The organism is Actinoplanes sp. NPDC004185, from assembly GCF_053603475.1.
Map to the genome: position 1 here is coordinate 1 of NZ_JBSGFR010000071.1, position 16,958 is coordinate 16,958.

Annotated in this window: 12 protein-coding genes; 3 read left to right on the top strand and 9 right to left on the bottom strand. The window is 70.2% G+C overall.

Annotated features, from left to right (window positions below):
* Positions 1-412: 412 nt before the first annotated feature.
* The 8 genes from whiA to rsgA all read right to left on the bottom strand — a co-directional run bounded on the left by whiA (position 413) and on the right by rsgA (position 12,862).
* Positions 413-1,393: a DNA-binding protein WhiA gene (gene whiA, locus ACWEOZ_RS40870; RefSeq protein WP_184996434.1), complete on the bottom strand. Its 981-nt coding sequence runs from the start codon at positions 1,391-1,393 to the stop codon at positions 413-415.
* Between the two features lie 42 nt (positions 1,394-1,435).
* Positions 1,436-2,554: a gluconeogenesis factor YvcK family protein gene (locus tag ACWEOZ_RS40875; RefSeq protein ID WP_451916057.1), complete on the bottom strand. Its 1,119-nt coding sequence runs from the start codon at positions 2,552-2,554 to the stop codon at positions 1,436-1,438.
* Between the two features lie 50 nt (positions 2,555-2,604).
* Complete coding sequence (rapZ, locus tag ACWEOZ_RS40880; RefSeq protein ID WP_451916079.1) at positions 2,605-3,501, bottom strand: RNase adapter RapZ; 897 nt, start codon at positions 3,499-3,501, stop codon at positions 2,605-2,607.
* Between the two features lie 282 nt (positions 3,502-3,783).
* On the bottom strand, positions 3,784-6,024 hold the full coding sequence (gene uvrC, locus ACWEOZ_RS40885; RefSeq protein ID WP_451916058.1) for an excinuclease ABC subunit UvrC: 2,241 nt from the start codon (positions 6,022-6,024) through the stop codon (positions 3,784-3,786).
* Between the two features lie 141 nt (positions 6,025-6,165).
* Positions 6,166-6,714, bottom strand: a complete 549-nt coding sequence (locus ACWEOZ_RS40890; RefSeq protein WP_451916059.1) for a Rieske (2Fe-2S) protein — start codon at positions 6,712-6,714, stop codon at positions 6,166-6,168.
* A 208-nt stretch (positions 6,715-6,922) separates the two neighbouring features.
* Positions 6,923-9,880 (bottom strand): excinuclease ABC subunit UvrA, encoded by a 2,958-nt coding sequence (gene uvrA, locus ACWEOZ_RS40895; RefSeq protein ID WP_451916060.1) that lies wholly within the window; start codon positions 9,878-9,880, stop codon positions 6,923-6,925.
* Between the two features lie 110 nt (positions 9,881-9,990).
* On the bottom strand, positions 9,991-11,787 hold the full coding sequence (locus ACWEOZ_RS40900) for a hypothetical protein (protein ID WP_451916061.1): 1,797 nt from the start codon (positions 11,785-11,787) through the stop codon (positions 9,991-9,993).
* A 22-nt stretch (positions 11,788-11,809) separates the two neighbouring features.
* Positions 11,810-12,862 carry a ribosome small subunit-dependent GTPase A gene (rsgA, locus tag ACWEOZ_RS40905; RefSeq protein WP_451916080.1) on the bottom strand — a complete coding sequence of 351 codons (1,053 nt, stop codon included), beginning with the start codon at positions 12,860-12,862 and terminating at the stop codon, positions 11,810-11,812.
* Between the two features lie 196 nt (positions 12,863-13,058).
* Here rsgA and ACWEOZ_RS40910 point away from each other — a divergent pair, with 196 nt between their 5' ends.
* From ACWEOZ_RS40910 to ACWEOZ_RS40920, 3 genes are all read left to right on the top strand, one after another.
* Positions 13,059-13,757: a maleylpyruvate isomerase family mycothiol-dependent enzyme gene (locus ACWEOZ_RS40910; protein WP_451916062.1), complete on the top strand. Its 699-nt coding sequence runs from the start codon at positions 13,059-13,061 to the stop codon at positions 13,755-13,757.
* Between the two features lies 1 nt (position 13,758).
* A complete protein-coding gene (locus ACWEOZ_RS40915; RefSeq protein WP_451916063.1) occupies positions 13,759-14,412 on the top strand; it encodes an MBL fold metallo-hydrolase in 654 nt (217 codons plus the stop codon).
* Positions 14,413-14,551: 139 nt separating this feature from the next.
* Positions 14,552-16,279 carry an AIPR family protein gene (locus ACWEOZ_RS40920; protein WP_451916064.1) on the top strand — a complete coding sequence of 576 codons (1,728 nt, stop codon included), beginning with the start codon at positions 14,552-14,554 and terminating at the stop codon, positions 16,277-16,279.
* Here the strand turns inward: ACWEOZ_RS40920 and ACWEOZ_RS40925 are convergent.
* Complete coding sequence (locus tag ACWEOZ_RS40925) at positions 16,251-16,889, bottom strand: cysteine hydrolase (RefSeq protein ID WP_451916065.1); 639 nt, start codon at positions 16,887-16,889, stop codon at positions 16,251-16,253. The two genes, ACWEOZ_RS40920 and ACWEOZ_RS40925, sit on opposite strands and share 29 nt — an antisense overlap.
* Positions 16,890-16,958: the final 69 nt, after the last annotated feature.

The window sequence follows — 16,958 nt, forward strand, 5'->3', positions numbered from 1 at the left end:
GGGGGGGGGGGGCCTTTTGTGTGTGGGGTTGTTTTTTTCTCCGTGTGTGCCCCCCCCCGGCCCCCAACCTTGCATGCGAGTCGCTTGCGGGGAGTTCTTGGTTGCTCGCCGCGGGGTGCATGGTGCCGGCGGCGGTCCCCTTGCGGTTTGTGGTCTGGCTGCCGCGCTTGGGTGATGCCAGGGGATTCCGTCGGGCAGGCCGAGGCCGGTGGATGGTCAGGCGAACGAACCGCGCCGGTCGCGCTCGATGTCGGGCCCGACCACTCCCCGTTACGCCCAGTCACGCCGGCGTTGATTCCGGTGAGGCACGATGTCCAGCCCTGGTCGGCCCCGGTGCCAGATCCCTACCAGGCGTAGTGTCAGGGCTCCCGTCAGACGTGGTGCCGAGCCCTCGTCCGGGGGTGGTGGCGGATTAGCAGGCCATCATTTCTGGGGTTACGGCGGCTTCTGTGTCGGGGATGCCCAGGTCGCGGGCGCGCTTGTCGGCGAGGGCGAGCAGACGCCTTATGCGGCCGGCGATCGCGTCCTTTGTCAGTGGCGGGTCGGCCAGTGCGCCCAGTTCCTCGAGGGAGGCCTGCCGGTGCTCCAGCCGCAGGCGGCCGGCGGATGTCAGGTGGTTGGGTGCCTCGTCGGCGAGGATTTCCAGTGCTCGGGTTACCCGCGCTGCGGCTGCTACGGCGGCCCGGGCTGAGCGGCGCAGGTTGGCGTCGTCGAAGTTGGCCAGGCGGTTCGCGGTCGCGCGGACTTCCCGGCGTACCCGGCGCTCTTCCCAGGCCAGCACGCTCGAGTGCGCCCCGATGCGGGTGAGCAGCGCCGCGATCGCGTCCCCGTCCTTGATCACCACGCGGTCGACGCCGCGCACCTCGCGCTCCTTGGCGGTGATGCCGATGCGGCGCGCGGCGCCGCGCAGCGCCAGCGCCGCCTCCGGACCCGGGCAGGTGATCTCCAGCGCGCTGGAGCGACCGGGCTCGGTCAGCGAGCCGTGCGCCATGAACGCGCCCCGCCACGCCGCGACGGCGCAGCAGACGTTGGCCGAGACGACATGCGGCGGCAGGCCCCGCACCGGCCGGCCGCGGACGTCCAGCAGGCCGGTCTGCCGGGCCAGCGCCTCGCCGTCCTTGACGATCCGCACGATGTAGTGGCTGCCCTTGCGCAGGCCGCCGGAGGCGAGGACGTGCACCTCGCTGGGGTAGCCGTACACCTCGGCGATCTCGCGCCGCAGCCGCCGGGCCACCGCGCCGGTGTCGAGCTCGGCCTCGACGACCACCCGCCCGGACACGATGTGCAGCCCACCGGCGAAGCGCAGCAGGGCGGCCATCTCCGCACGGCGGCAGCACGGCTTGGGTACGTCGACCCGGCTCAGCTCGTCCTTGACCGCTGCCGTCATCGCCATCTTCGAAGTCACCTCATGCTTGTTTCGCGGTACGCCAGTTGCTTAACGATCGGAGCCGAGGACTGGCACCAACGCTGTGCCCAACGACTCAGGATCATGCTTGGGACTGCCGTCCGCAACGGCCAGCGGCGCCAGTACCAGGCGTGCACCCAGGGCCTGCGCGGCCCGGTGCACCGGATCGGGCTCGCCGACCCACTTCGCGTCGGCCAGCACGGTGTCCACACGCAGTGGCGGCAGATACCAGTGCAGGGCGGCCAGATGGTCGGCCACGGAGAGCCCGGAGGTCTCGTTGTCGGCGCCGAGGTTGAGCGTGACCAGCCGCCGGGCGGGACTGGCGACGATCGCCTCGGCCAGTTCGGGCACGAGCAGATGCGGGAGCACACTCGTGTACCAGCTGCCGGGCCCGAAGATCAGCCAGTCGGCCTCGGCGATGGCGGCCAGGGCGGGCGGACAGGCCGGCGGTGAGGACGGCACGATCCGCAGCGCCTCGATGTGCCCGGTGGCGACGGCGACGGCATGCTGCCCGCGAACGGTGACGACCTCGTCGGGCCGGCCCGGATCACCGCCGCGCACCTCGGCCTCGATCCCGACGGCGTACGAGGCCATGGGCAGGACCCGGCCGCGAGCTCCGACCATGGCGGCGGCGTGCTCGAGGGCGGCGACGGGATCGCCGAGCAGTTCGAGCAGGCCGAGCAGCAGCAGGTTGCCGACGGCGTGCCCGGCGAGCGGGTCGTGCTTGCCCCCGACCGACGCGATCCGCCGGTCGACGCTGCCCCAGCCGGCTTTGCCGCCCGCTTCCGTCCCGGAGCCGGGTCCAGGGTCCGTGTCACCGGTGCCGGCACCGCGGCGGTCGGGCTTGCCGACGAGGGCGAACCGGTGCTGCATGAGCGCCACCGTGCGCTGATGGCCCGGATCGTCACCGGCCAGCGCCGCGAGTGCCATCCGCAGGTCGCCCGGCGGCAGCTGCGCGTCGCGTTCCGCGCGCAGCCGCCCGCTCGACCCGCCGTTGTCACCCACCGTCACTACGGCGGTGATGTCGAGGTCCAGCTCGGGCGCGCAGTTCAGCAGCCCGCGCAGGGAAGCCGCGAGCCCGTGCCCGCCCCCGAACGCCACGACCTTGATGCGGCGCCGCGTGCTGTCGTCGCTGGAACCGGCGGTCACATCGCGTTGCTCTGCCGGGCTGCTGCCCGGCCCCGCCGGCTGCGCCGCCGTCACTCCCGCCCCAGGTCGCGGTGCGAGGAATGGGCGGACAGGCGGATGTCGCGCAGCTGGGCGGTGAGCTCCTCGGCGATCGCGACGCTGCGGTGCTTGCCGCCGGTGCAGCCGACCGCCACCGTCAGGTAGCGTTTGCCCTCACGCTCGAAGCCGGGCGCGGTCGCGGCGATCAGGCTCGCGTACGTGCCGACGAAGTCGTGGGCGCCTTCCTGGCCGAGCACGTAGCCGCTGACGCCCTCTTCCAGACCGGTGTGCTCGCGCAGCTCCGGCACCCAGAACGGGTTCGGCAGGAAGCGGGCGTCCATCACGTAGTCGGCGTCGGGCGGCAGGCCGTACTTGAAGCCGAACGAGAGCACGGTGATGCGCAGCCGCCGGGCGTCCTCGCCGCCGAACAGCTCCTCGACGCGGCGACGGAGCTGGTTCACGTTCAGGTGACTGGTGTCGATGATCACGTCGGACTGCTCGCGCGCCTCTTCGAGCAGCTTGCGCTCGGCGGCGATGCCGTCGGCCAGACGGCCGTCGCCCTGCAACGGGTGCGAGCGCCGGACGGACTCGAAGCGCCGGATCAGCACCTCGTCGTCGGCGTCGACGAACACCACGCGCGGCGAGAAGCCGCGCTCCTTGAGAGCGCGGACCGCGCCGGCCAGGTCGGTGGAGAAGGCCCGGCTGCGGACGTCGAGGACCATCGCCGTACGCCGGGCAGCCCCGCCGGCCTCGAAGGCGAGCTGGGCCATGTCGAGCATGAGCGCCTGCGGCAGGTTGTCGACGACGTAGAAGCCGACGTTCTCCAGGGCGCGGGCGACCGTGCTGCGGCCGCCACCGGACACCCCGGTCACCACCACCAGGTCGGTTCCGGCCTCGTCGGGCGTCAGCTCCGGAACGAACTCCGGCATCGACTCGGTCACGCACTCCTCCTGAACCGCACTGCGCCTGTGCCCCCTCCGGGCGGACACTGCATCCTAGGCCGAAGCGTCGACCCGCTACCGCCGGACGTGGTGTCCTTTACCCGATCCGGTGCCCGAAGGGTCCCGCGAGCCACCCCGATCGACCCACCCGGTGAACGGCGTCCCCACCGCCCGTATTCCACCACCGCCGGCCGGAGTCGGCGACGGCCCTGGCGCGACGACCGTCCCAGCGTCAGCGCCGCAGCGGCCGGTGCCACGACGAGGGCCGCCTCACGGCCGGTCCAGCGCTGCCACCGATGAGGACGAGGCCTCCGGTCCCGGCTCGTCCAGCGGGTCGCCCCCGTCCACGGTGTCGGGGGTCGGGATGGGCGGCCGCGCAGCCCTGTTGCGATTGGCACCCGCCTTCGTCCTGCCCGCGCCGCCGGTCGCCGGTGTGGCCGGGTCCGGTGCGGCGTCGGCCGGCTTGGTGGTGTCGGCCAGGGCCGCGAGCACCGCCTCGGCTGTCCGGCGGCCGATGCCCGGGACCTCGGTGATCTCCTCCGGTGTGGCCTGCCCCAGCCGCTTCAGCGAGCCGAAGTGCCGCAGCAGTGCCTTGCGCCGCGTCTCCCCCAGCCCGGGGATGTTGTCGAGCGCGGACGCCGTCATGCGCTTGGAGCGCCGCTGCCGGTGGAACGTGATGGCGAAGCGGTGGGCCTCGTCGCGCACGCGCTGGAGCAGATACAGCGCCTCGGAGGTGCGGGGCAGGATCACCGGGAAGTCCTCGCCCGGCAGCCACACCTCTTCCAGCCGCTTGGCCAGGCCGCACAGAGCCACGTCGGTGATGCCCAGGTCGGACAGGACCGCGGCGACGGCGTTGACCTGCGGCTGGCCGCCGTCGACGACGACCAGGTTGGGCGGGTACGCGAAACGGCGTGGCCGCCCGGTCAGCGGATCGATGCCGGGCAGCTCGCTGGTCACCGGCTCCGAGCCGTCAGCCGCCGCAGCGCCGTCCGCCGCACCATCAGCCGGACCACCGACCAGGGCATCAGCCGGACCACCGACCAGGCCATCGGCTGGACCACCGGCCAGGGCGTCGGACGGTGGTGCGGAGCCGCCCGGTGAGGCCTCGGCGCGGTAGCGGGCGAACCGCCGCCGCATCACCTCGCTCATCGCCGCCAGGTCGTCGGTGCCGGAGCCGTCCGGGTTTCCGCGGACCGCGAACCGCCGGTATTCACTCTTGCGGGCCAGGCCGTCCTCGAAGACCACCATGCTGGCCACCACGTCCGTGCCCTGGATCTGGGACACGTCGAAGCATTCGATGCGCAGCGGCGCCGTTTCCATGCCCAGCGCCTCGGCGATCTCGTCGAGGGCCTTGCTGCGGGTGGTCAGGTCGCCGGCGCGGCGCAGCTTGTGCCGGGCCAGGGACTCGCCGGCGTTGCGGGCCACCGTCTCCAGCAGGGAACGCTTGTCGCCGCGCTGGGGCACGCGCAGGCTGACCCGGCTGCCGCGGTGCTCGGTGAGCCACTTCTCCAGCGCTTCGGCGTCCGGCGGCAGGGCGGGCACGAGCAGCTCGCGGGGGACGTCGTTCTCGCCGTGCTCGTCGCCGTACACCTGGGTGCAGAAGTGGTGCACGAGGTCTCCCGTGCTCAGGTCCTCGACCTTCTCCACGACCCAGCCGCGCTGGCCGCGGACGCGGCCGTCGCGGACGTGGAAGACCTGCACCGCCGCCTCGAGCGGGTCCTCGGCGAAGGCGACGACATCGGCGTCGGTGCCGTCGCCGAGCACGACGGTCTGCTTCTCCATGGCCTTGCGCAGGGCGGCGATGTCGTCGCGGAGCCGGGCCGCCTTCTCGAACTCGAGCTGCTCGGACATCTGCATCATGTCGCGTTCGAGGCGCTTGACGAACGTGTCGGTGCGCCCGGCCATGAAGTCGCAGAAGTCGTCGACGATCTCCCGGTGCTCGGCGGCGGAGACGGTGCCGACACAGGGCGCCGAGCACTTGCCGATGTAGCCCAGCAGGCAGGGGCGGCCGATCTGGCCGGCGCGCTTGAACACGCCGCTGGAGCAGGTGCGGGCCGGGAAGACGCGCAGCAGCAGGTCGAGGGTCTCGCGGATGGCCCAGGCGTGCGAATACGGCCCGAAGTAGCGCACGCCCTTGCGTTTGGCGCCGCGCATGACCTGCAGGCGGGGGTATTCCTCGTTGAGCGTGACGGCGAGGAACGGGTACGACTTGTCGTCGCGGTATTTCACGTTGAAGCGCGGGTCGAACTCCTTGATCCAGGAGAACTCCAGCTGCAGCGCCTCGACCTCGCTGCTGACGGTCACCCAGTCGACGGCAGCCGCGGTGGTGACCATCTGCTGGGTGCGCGCGTGCAGATTGAACGTGTCGGCGAAGTACGAATTCAGCCGGCTGCGCAGGCTCTTCGCCTTGCCCACGTAGATGACGCGGCCGGTGGGGTCACGGAAGCGGTAGACACCGGGGGCGTCCGGAATGGTCCCGGGCGCCGGCCGGTAGCTGGACGGGTCAGGCACGACTCAACACTAGTGCGGACCCCTGACATGATTATCCGACCGGAGGCCCGTTGCCGCCGCCACGGCGTCGGGCCTCCGGCCGGAGTGTGCCGGGGCCGGCGGTGTCGGCAGGATCACGCCGGCCCCAGTTCGCGGGTCGCCTCAGGCGGCGACGATGTTGTCGCCGTCCACCTTGACCTTGGTCTCGGGCAGCGGCTTCTTGGCCGGGCCGCCGGTCGGCGCGCCGTCCTCGATGGAGAAGGTGCTGTTGTGGCACGGGCAGGTGATCACGCCACCGTCGACCTTGCTCACGTCGCAGCCCTGGTGGGTGCAGACCTTGCTGAACGCCTTGAAGGTGCCCGAGGCGGGCTGGGTGATGACGTAGTCGCCCTTGATGATGCCGCCGCCCTCGGGGATGTCCGCCACCAGCGCGAGGGCCGCGCCGCCGGAGTCGCCACCCGAGTCACCGCCGGAGGTGGAGCCGGTGTCGGCGCCCTTGCTGCCGGCCGGCGCGGGGTTGTTGCTGAAGTCGCCGCCGCTGGAGCCGTTGCTGCCGGCGCCGCCGGTGTCGGTGCCACAGGCGGCCAGCAGGCAGCCGGCGCCGAGCGCGGTGGCTCCGGCCAGCACGACGCGGCGCGACGAACCCGCTCCCCCGCAGGCCGGCTGGGCGGCGGTGATCTCGGCGTCGGGCCTCGTCTGCACGTCAGTCATCTGTTCCGAACCCTTCCCGTACCCCTGATCCGCGTGCTTGCGTCACGCGGCGTTGCCTGTACATACGCTGCCATCCGCGTTGTGGTTCATGGGCCGGGAGGAAAAATGTCGGCCCAGATGCCGTGTTTCGCGGTGGTTTCGGGCACGCGGCAGCGCCCGCCCCAGGTGGCGGGGCGGGCGGACCGCGTAGCTGTGTGTTACCTGTGGATCAGACGGCGGCCTTGGCCCGGGACCGGGTGGCCCGGGGCTTGGTCACCGCCTTCGGGGCGCCGTTGGCCTTGGCCGCGCGGGCCAGGGCGGCGGCCGCACCGGCCGGCTCGCCGGTGAGGCCGAGCATCGGGCGCAGGAACTGCCCGGTGTGGCTGTCAGGCACGTCGGCCAACTCCTCGGGGGTGCCGGTGGCCAGCACCAGACCGCCCTTGTTGCCGCCCTCGGGGCCCATGTCGATCAGCCAGTCGGCGTTCTTGATCACGTCGAGGTTGTGCTCGATGGTGATGACCGTGTTGCCCTTGTCGACCAGGCCGTTGAGCACCAGCAGCAGCTTGCGGATGTCCTCGAAGTGCAGGCCGGTGGTCGGCTCGTCGAGCACGTAGACCGTGCGGCCGGTGGAGCGCTTCTGCAGCTCGGAGGCGAGCTTGACGCGCTGCGCCTCGCCACCGGACAGGGTCGGCGCCGGCTGGCCCAGCCGGACGTAGCCCAGGCCGACGTCGACCAGCGTCTTGAGGTGGCGGTGGATCGACGTGATCGGCTCGAAGAACGTCGCGGCCTCCTCGATCGGCATCTCCAGCACCTCGGAGATCGTCCGGCCCTTGTAGTGCACCTCGAGGGTCTCCCGGTTGTACCGGGCGCCCTTGCACACCTCGCAGGGGACGTAGACGTCCGGCAGGAAGTTCATCTCGATCTTGATCGTGCCGTCGCCGGAGCAGTTCTCGCAGCGGCCGCCCTTGACGTTGAACGAGAACCGGCCGGGACCGTAGCCGCGCACCTTGGCCTCGACGGTCTCCGCGAACAGCTTGCGGATGTTGTCGAACACGCCGGTGTAGGTGGCGGGGTTGGACCGCGGGGTGCGCCCGATCGGCGACTGGTCCACGCCCACGACCTTGTCGACGTGCTCCAGCCCGGTGACCCGGGTGTGCCGGCCCGGCACCATCCGGGCGCCGTTGATCTGGTTGGCCAGCACGGTGTAGAGGATGTCGTTGACCAGGGTCGACTTGCCCGAGCCGCTGACCCCGGTGACCGCGATGAACTGCCCCAGCGGGAAGCCGACGGTGATGTCCCGCAGATTGTGCTCGCGCGCGCCCTGCACGACCAGCTCCCGGCCCGGGTCGTGCGGGCGCCGGGTGGCCGGCATCGGGATCTTCTTGCGGCCGGAGAGGTACGCCCCGGTCGGGGACTCCTTGTTGGCCAGCAGGCCCTTGACCGAGCCGCTGTGCACGATGTGACCGCCGTGCTCACCGGCGCCGGGGCCGATGTCGACGATCCAGTCGGCGGTACGGATGGTGTCCTCGTCGTGCTCGACCACGATCAGCGTGTTGCCCAGCTTCTTGAGCCGGACCAGCGTCTCGATGAGCCGGTGGTTGTCCCGCTGGTGCAGGCCGATCGACGGCTCGTCCAGGACGTAGAGCACGCCGACCAGGCCGGAGCCGATCTGGGTGGCCAGCCGGATGCGCTGCGCCTCGCCGCCGGACAGGGTGCCGGCGCCGCGGTCCAGGGACAGGTAGTCCAGGCCGACGTCGACCAGGAAGCGCAACCGGGCGTTGATCTCCTTGAGCACCCGCTCGGCGATCATCTTCTCGCGGTCGGTCAGCTCGATCGAGGCCAGCAGCTCGGCGCACTCACCGACGGACAGGTTGCAGACCTCGGCGATGCTCTTGCCGGCGATCGTGACCGCCAGCACCTCGGGCTTGAGCCGGGCGCCGGAGCAGGTCGGGCAGGGCACCTCGCGCATGTAGCCCTCGTACTTGTCGCGGGACCAGTCGCTCTCGGTGTCGCCGTGCCGGCGCTCGATCCACTGCACCACACCCTCGAAGCCGGTGTAGTAGGAGCGCTCACGGCCGTACTTGTTGCGGTAGCGGACGTGGACCTGGTCCTCGGAGCCGTACAGGATCGTCTTCTGGGCCCGGCTCGGCAGCTGCCGCCAGGGGGTGTCGACGCTGAACTTCTCGGCCTTGGCCAGGGCCTCCAGCAGGCGCAGGAAATACTCCATGGTGGAACCGCCGGACCAGGGCTGGATCGCGCCCTCGCGCAGGCTGCGCTCCTCGTCCGGCACGATCAGCTCGGGGTCGACCTCCTTCTTGGTGCCCAGGCCGGTGCATTCCGGGCAGGCGCCGTAGGGCGCGTTGAAGGAGAAGACCCGGGGCTCGAGGTCCTCGATCGCCAGCGGGTGGTCGTTGGGGCAGGCCAGGTGCTCGGAGAAGCGGCGCTCGCGGTTCGGGTCGTCCTCGGGCAGGTCGACGAAGTCGAGCAGCACGATGCCGCCGGACAGCGCCAGCGTCGCCTCGACCGAGTCGGTGAGGCGCTGCTTGCTGCCGGCCTTGACCGAGAGCCGGTCGACGACCACCTCGATGGTGTGCTTCTCCTGCTTCTTGAGCTTCGGCGGCTCGGCCAGCGTGTGCACCACGCCGTCGACCCGGGCCCGGGCGTAGCCCTTGGACTGCAGCTCGGCGAAGAGGTCGACGTACTCGCCCTTGCGGCCGCGGATCACCGGCGCGAGCACCATGAACCGGGTGCCCTCCGGCATCGCCAGCACGCGGTCGACGATCTGCTGCGGCGACTGCTTGCTGATCCGCTCACCGCAGACCGGGCAGTGCGGGATCCCGGTACGGGCGAAGAGCAGCCGCAGGTAGTCGTACACCTCGGTGATCGTGCCGACGGTCGAGCGCGGGTTGCGTGAGGTCGACTTCTGGTCGATGGACACGGCCGGGGACAGGCCCTCGATGAAGTCGACGTCGGGCTTGTCCATCTGCCCGAGGAACTGCCGCGCGTACGACGACAGCGACTCCACGTAACGGCGCTGGCCCTCCGCGAAGATGGTGTCGAAGGCGAGGCTGGACTTGCCCGAGCCGCTGAGACCGGTGAACACGATCATCGCGTCGCGGGGCAGGTCGAGGTTGACGTCGCGCAGGTTGTGCTCCCGCGCGCCGCGAATGATCAGTCGGTCGGCCACAGCCAGCCACTCCGTAACGTCAAGACAATGGGCGCCGCCACCCTAGCCACGGGGTACGACAAGTTTTCCGCCAGCGAACTACAGCGCCGGGGACGGGACCGGCATTCCCGTCACCCGGACGGGCGAACGATGTCCCGGACGTCCCACAGCTGAACCCCGCCGACCTGCTGCGGAGCCTTCCCGAGCAGGTCGGTGAGAATCGTTGCGAGCAGGTCGTGGTGCGGAGTGCCCGGCACGAGCACCACCACCGCGGCCCGCCAGTGGCTCAGGTCGTTCTTGGCGGCCATCCGGTCGGCGACCGTGACCACCGGCATCCGACCGTACGCCCCCGCGATGCGTAACAGGTCGGAGGTGCGCCGGGGTGCGGCGTTCCAGGAGCCGGTGTTGTTCAGCGGCGGGTCCGCCGGGCCCATGAAGTAGCCACGCGGGACCCGGTAATCCAGCCCGGACAGCGCGAACCACCGCATCCCGGTCCGGCCTGTGGTCACTTCGGGCAACGGCACGGTCACCAGGGTGCGGTCGTCGCTGACGTAGTCGCGCCACATCTGCTGGGCGATGAACGGGGGCAGCGGGTCGGCGGCGACCACCGGCAGCGGCTTGGGCAGCACCGGCACGATCGCCACGGCCAGACCGACCCAGAACGCGGTCTGCCGGCGCGGGCTCAGCGCGGGCACCCGGTCGGCCGCCAGCGCCAGCAGCAGGCCGATGATCGTCGTGGTCACCATCGCGAACCGGGTGACGCTGACCAGGTCGATCACCGGCACCTGGGCGATCAGCGCGAACGGCAGCGGGATGCCGGTGTCGTGGCCGCCGATCCGCAGCTCGGGGCCCATCGACATGATCAGCAGGACCAGGCCGGCGATCGCGGCGGCCCGGGCGGCCAGGTTGCGCCACACCAGCACCAGAGAGACGACGAGTAACACCAGCAGCGGTACGCCGTAGAAGGTGTTCTCCTCCGTCGGACTGACGCTCAGCTCCCGGGCGATCGCCGCGTTGCCGGCCAGCGACTGCCGCGCGTACGCGCCCAGTGACAGCAGGTCGGTGACGAACTTGCCCGGCTCGAACGGCTGCCCGCTGTAACTCTGCGGCCCGGTGAACTGGAACCACAACGGGTACGCCAGCGGCACCACCGCCGTGATGCCCGCCACACCCAGCCCGGCCAGGAACCGGCGCCAGTAGCCCCGCACCTCGGCCCACGCCAGCGCCGCGTACGCGATCACGAACGCGCCCAGCGTCAGCGCCGTGAACAGCAGGACTTCCTCGTTGATGAAGACCTGCAGCACGATCAGCAGCCCGAGCACCACCCCGCCGCGGACAGCCCGGCCGGGCTCACGCAGCCGCAGCACCTGCCAGACCAGGAACGGCACGACGAACTGCGAGACGAAATTGATGTGCCCGTTGGCGTGCGACACCATCGTCGGCGCGAACCCGCACCACAGGCCACCGATCCAGGCAGCCCGGCGGCTCTCGACCAGGTGCCGCGACAGCACCCGGTACCAGGCGAAGGCCGTACCGGCCAGGCCCAGAGTGAGCAGCAGCACGACCGAGACACCCGGGCCCAGCCAGTGGGTGACCGGGGCCATGGGCAGGGTGAGGGCCAGCTGCGAGGTGTTGGCCATCATGTTGACGCCGTCGGGCACGTTCATCCGGTCGCTGAACAGCGGGTTCGCCCCGTGGAACAGCACCCGCTCGCCGTGCGCCAGGGTGAAGGCGAAGAAGCCGTGGTCGTCGTCGTTGTGCGACAGCACCCGGCCGGCCGGGTCGATCCAGAGCTGGATCAGCACCAGCACGCCGAGCGCGAGATAGCTGATCAGCGCCCACAGATCGAGCCGGCGGCGGCGCGCGGGCACGGGCGCCGCCGCGGCGGGGAGGCCGCGCTCGTCCAGGACCTCTTCCACCGCGGGCACCGGTGAATTGTGCCAGAGGCGCTCAGCGGCGCGGCCTGCGCCGTGACGAGCCCGCGGCCTGCGCCAGCCGCGCGGCCCGCCGGCTGCTCTCGACGGCGACCTCGCGGTGCAGCTTGCGCCAGCTCTCCAGGCGCCGCGGCAGCAAAGTCCCGTCGGCCAGCGCCGCCGCGACCGCGCAACCCGGCTCGCCGTCGTGACCACAATCACCGAAGCGGCACCGCCCGGCCAGTTCGGTCACATCGGCGAAGGCCCGGTCGAGGCCCGCGGCGGTGTCGAGCAGACCCACCCCGCGGATGCCGGGCGTGTCCAGGACCGCTCCCCCGCCGGGGATGACGACCAGATTCCGGTACGCGGTGGTGTGCCGGCCCTTGCCGTCGGCGCGCCGGATCTCCTGGATCCCCATCACCTCGGTGCCGGCGAGGGCGTTGACCAGCGACGACTTGCCCGCGCCGGAGCGGCCCAGCAAGGCCAGGGTGCGGCCGGGTGCGACGTAGGAGTGCAATGCCTCCAGGCCGGTGCCGCGGTGCACGCTGACCGGCAGGACGCGTACCCCGGGCGCCAGCTCGGCGAGCTGGCGCGCGACCGCCTGCGGATCCCGCGCGGTGTCGCTCTTGGAAAGGACGATGACCGGCTGCGCGCCGGACTCCCAGGCCAGCGCGAGCAGGCGTTCCAGGCGGGCGTCGTCGGGCGCCGGGTGCATCGGCTCGACGACCGCGACGGCATCCATGTTGGCCGCCAGGACCTGCCCGACGGAGTCCTTGTCCGAGGTACGGCGGATCAGCGCGGTGCGCCGCGGCAGCACACACTCGACGGTGGTACGCCGGTCGGGCCAGCGCCGCAGCACCACCCAGTCGCCGGCGCAGGGCAGATGGGCTGGATCGTGGGCGGCGCCGAGCAGCACACCGCCGGCCAGACTGGCCCGGGTCACCCCGGACGGATCGAGCACGGTGCAGACGCCGCGGTCGGCCCGCAGTACGCGGGCGGCGGTGGCGTCGGGACGGTCGAAGGGTCGATAGGCGGACGCGAGTGTCTCGTCCCAGCCCAGCGCGGACAGGTCAGACATGAGAACCCTCAGGGTGAAGGGGAGGCCGCGCCGACGGGCGTCAGGCGGCAGCCTCCGGGCGAAGCCGGAACGCACGAACGACGAACAGCACGATTCCCACCCCCTCCGTGATCGTCTGGCGCGTCTGCACCGACGGTACGGACGCCGCTACGGCCGCGAAAGCGAATTCCGTGGCGCCCGCCCCGGAGCCACCAACTACTGTCGTCACGTGACGGTTGATCCGCTTGTCCTGATGACCGATGTCGACGAGGCCACCGAGCGTCTGATCCGTACCGCGGAGGGGTTGGACGACAGCGCGATGAGCGCGCCGTCCGCGCTTCCCGGCTGGACCGTCGGGCACGTGCTGACCCACGTGGCCCGCAACGCCGACGCCTACACCAACCTGCTGACCTGGGCCCGCACCGGCGTGGAGACGCCGGCCTACGCGTCGCCGACGGCCCGGGCGGACGGCATCGACGCCGGCGCCGACCGGCCGGTGGCCGAGCAGATCGCCGACCTGCGCGAGGCCCACGAACGCCTCGCCGACGCGGCCGCGGCGATGCCGGCCGAGGCGTGGACCTTCTTCCTGGCCCCGACCGGCGCGTCCGCGGCCGCGGTGCCGTGGGCCCGGCTGCGCGAGGTGGAGGTGCACCACGTCGACCTGGGCCGCGGCTACACGCCCGAGGACTGGTCGGACGCGTTCGCGCTGCGGCTGCTGCGCGAGATCATCACCAACATCCAGGACCTCGACCTGGTGCTGCGCCCGCAGGGCGTCGAGCACACGCTGACCATCGGCGACCCGGACGGCGCCCCGGAGATCAGCGGCCCGACCCGCTCGATCGCGGCGTGGCTGGCCGGCCGGGCCGACGGCAGCGACCTGACGGTGTCGCCGGACGGCGCACTGCCCGAGCCCCCGAGGTGGAAGTGACATGTCCTACACCGGAGACGTGACCCGCGGCGGCCGGCCGGCCGTACGCGAGCTGACCGGCCTGACCGTCCGCAAAGTGTCGGTCGGCCCGACGGACAACAACGCCTACCTGCTGACCTGCCGCGCCGACGGCACACAGGTGCTGATCGACGCCGCGAACGACGCGAACACCCTGCTGGAGCTGATCGGCCCGGCCGGCCTCGCGGCGGTCGTGACCACCCACCGCCACCCCGACCACACCGGCGCCCTCCAGCAGATCGTCCAGGCCACCGGCGCCGAATCGATCGCGGGCGCCGACGACGCCGAGGCGATCCCGGTGGTGACCCGCACGGTCCGCGACGGCGACACCATCGCGGTGGGCGACTGCACCCTCGAGGTGATCCACGTGGTGGGGCACACGCCGGGCTCGATCGTGCTGCTCTACCGCGAGCCGGACGGCATCGCCCACCTGTGGACCGGCGACAGCCTGTTCCCGGGCGGCGTGGGCAACACCCGCGGCGACAAGAAGAACTTCGCGTCGCTGATCGGCGACGTGCAGACCAAGCTGTTCGACCGCCTGGGCGACGACACCTGGTTCTACCCGGGCCACGGCAAGGACTCGACCCTGGGCCAGGAACGCCCCCACCTGCCGGAATGGCGCGAACGCGGCTGGTAGCTGCTGCACAGCGAATTGCCGGCTAATCCAGCGGTACGGTCGCAAGGTAGGAATGTCCATAGTTCTCGGTTCCCCAGAAGCCCGGTGAAGCGCTACGTTGGCCTGGCCGACACCCGCCGGTCTTTTGGGGGCAGGAGAATTGGACCTCATCACCCAGGGTTTGACCAGACAGTTCCAGGCAGATCGCGGTCTGGACGCACTCAAGGACGACGAAGCATTCGAGGCATTCGCTGGCTTCTGCGTGCTGAGTCAGTTCTACGAGGATGAGTTCGACCCTGACGTTTTCCGCATGGGAGCCGGCGGAGATCTCGGCATCGACGTCGCCGGAGTCGTCATAAACGGTGAGTTGCTGTCAGATGCTGCCGACGTCAGAGATGCGGTTGCCCAGGCGAAGGAGCTCCGGGTCCGCTTCGTCGTAGTCCAGGCCAAGACCAGCTCAGGGTTTCAGACCAAAGTATTCACCGACCTCGCCGACAACCTGGTCGAGATCTTCACAGCCGCGGAGCCGACCTACGTGAGCTCCGACGAGGTGAAGAATCTCAAGGCGTGCATAGATGCCGTCTACTCCGATGTCGGCAAGCTCACTCGCGAACTGCCGAAGCTGTCGGTGTACTACGTCTCCACCGGAACTGTTGGAGACCGGCTACTCGAAGCAAAGCGGCAGTCGGCAGCACGACGGCTCTCCGACACCAACCGCTTCGAAGAGGTCGACGTACGGGCGGTCGGTGCTCGCGAGGTCCGCGAACTGTACAAACGAGCCACCGACGTGGTGTCGGCAAACTTCACCATGACGAAACGCATCACCATGCCGAAGATCCCGGGCGTCGACCAAGCCTTCCTGGGCGTGATCCCTGCGCAGGAGCTCGTGACCAAGATCCTCACTGATCCGACCGGCGGGATCCGCAAGACTCTCTTCTATGAGAACGTGCGCGACTTCCAGGACTACAACGCCGTGAATCTCGAGATTCAGGAAACACTTCGCGACGAGGTCCGACGCGATCGGTTCGCGGTGCTGAACAACGGAATCACGATCGTGACCAGAGAGCTGACCACCGCCGGCGACGAGTTCCGCATTCGCGACTTCCAGGTCGTCAACGGTTGCCAGACCTGTCACGTACTTTTTGGAGAACGCGACACCCTGACCGAGAGTGTGCAGGTCAATGTCCGACTCATCGAGTCTCGTGACGAGGGAGTGATCTCCGGCATCATCGCAGCCACCAACAGGCAGACTGCTGTCAGCGACGACGATCTTTCCGGTCGCGAGGAATTTCATAAGCATCTCGAGGACTTCTTCACTGCGCAGCCGGCCGCCCGACGGCTCTACTACGAACGTCGTTCGAAGCAGTACAGCTCAAGACCCGATGTTGAGAAGACGAGGATCATCACCAGAACGGCATTGACCCGAGCATATGCGTCCATGTTCCTCGACGAGCCGGCGGGAGTGGGGCACTACCGAGATCTGGTGAGATCGCGGAAGGACGAACTCTTTCAGATCGGCCAGAACCCGCTCGTCTATTACACGAGTGCCGCGACGCAGTACCGCCTCGAATGGCTCCTCCGCAATCGGCGGGTCCCGTCCACCTTCGCTCCTGCCCGCTACCACATCCTGGCTGCCGTCAAGACCTATCTGCTGGGAACCGGGCAACTTCCGAACAACCCGAAAGGAACCCAAGCGGCCTGCAAAAAGATACTGGACGCGATGTGGAGTGCCGCAGCTGCTGAGGACCTCGTCCGTGAGCTCCTGCCGGCCATCCTGCTGGCGATGCACGACGAGTCCAAGGCCGGGGTGCCCTTGGGCGAGATGGTGAGGACCCAGCGATTCGCCGAAGGGGTCCGCGTCAGGGTGCTTGGGTTGGCGAAGCAATGAGGTGGTGCACAACCTCGGTCGACTCCATCGGCAAGGAGAACATCGGGTAGTCGTACGCGATCGCGTTGTCGTGTTCCTCCGCCGACGTCGCTGCCGTGCAGTCGGTCAGGGTGATGACCCGGTAGCCGTTCTCGTACGCGCTGCGCATTGTGGACTCCACGCAGCAGTTGGTCAGGAAGCCGGCCAGGATCACCGTGGAGATGCCGCGCGAGCGCAGGATGAAGTCGAGGTTCGTGCTGGCGAAGGTGTCCAGGCCGCGCTTGCCCTCGATGAGGATGTCGCCCTCGGCCGGGGTGAGGTCCTCGACGATCGCCGCGCCCCAAGTGCCCTTGACGAAGGCGTTGCCGTCCACGACTCCCTTGAGGATCCCGTACGGGTGCCGCGACAGCTCGCCGTAGCCCGGCGCGAACGTGATCGGCGCGTGCATGATCGTCACGCCGGCCGCGCGGGCCGCGTCGACCAGGGCGATCGTGTTGGCCAGCATCCCGGTCTTGTCCATCACCGGCGCGACGGCGTTGTGCAGCACCCCGCCCTCCGAGACGAACTCGTTCTGGTACTCGATCAGCACGAGGGCCGTCGTGGCCGGGTCCAGCTGCAGCGGTTCGGACATCACAACTCCTGGTGTGCGGCGGGTCACATGGTGTCCATGCAAGCACTCCGGGCAGCCGCGGGCAATGCG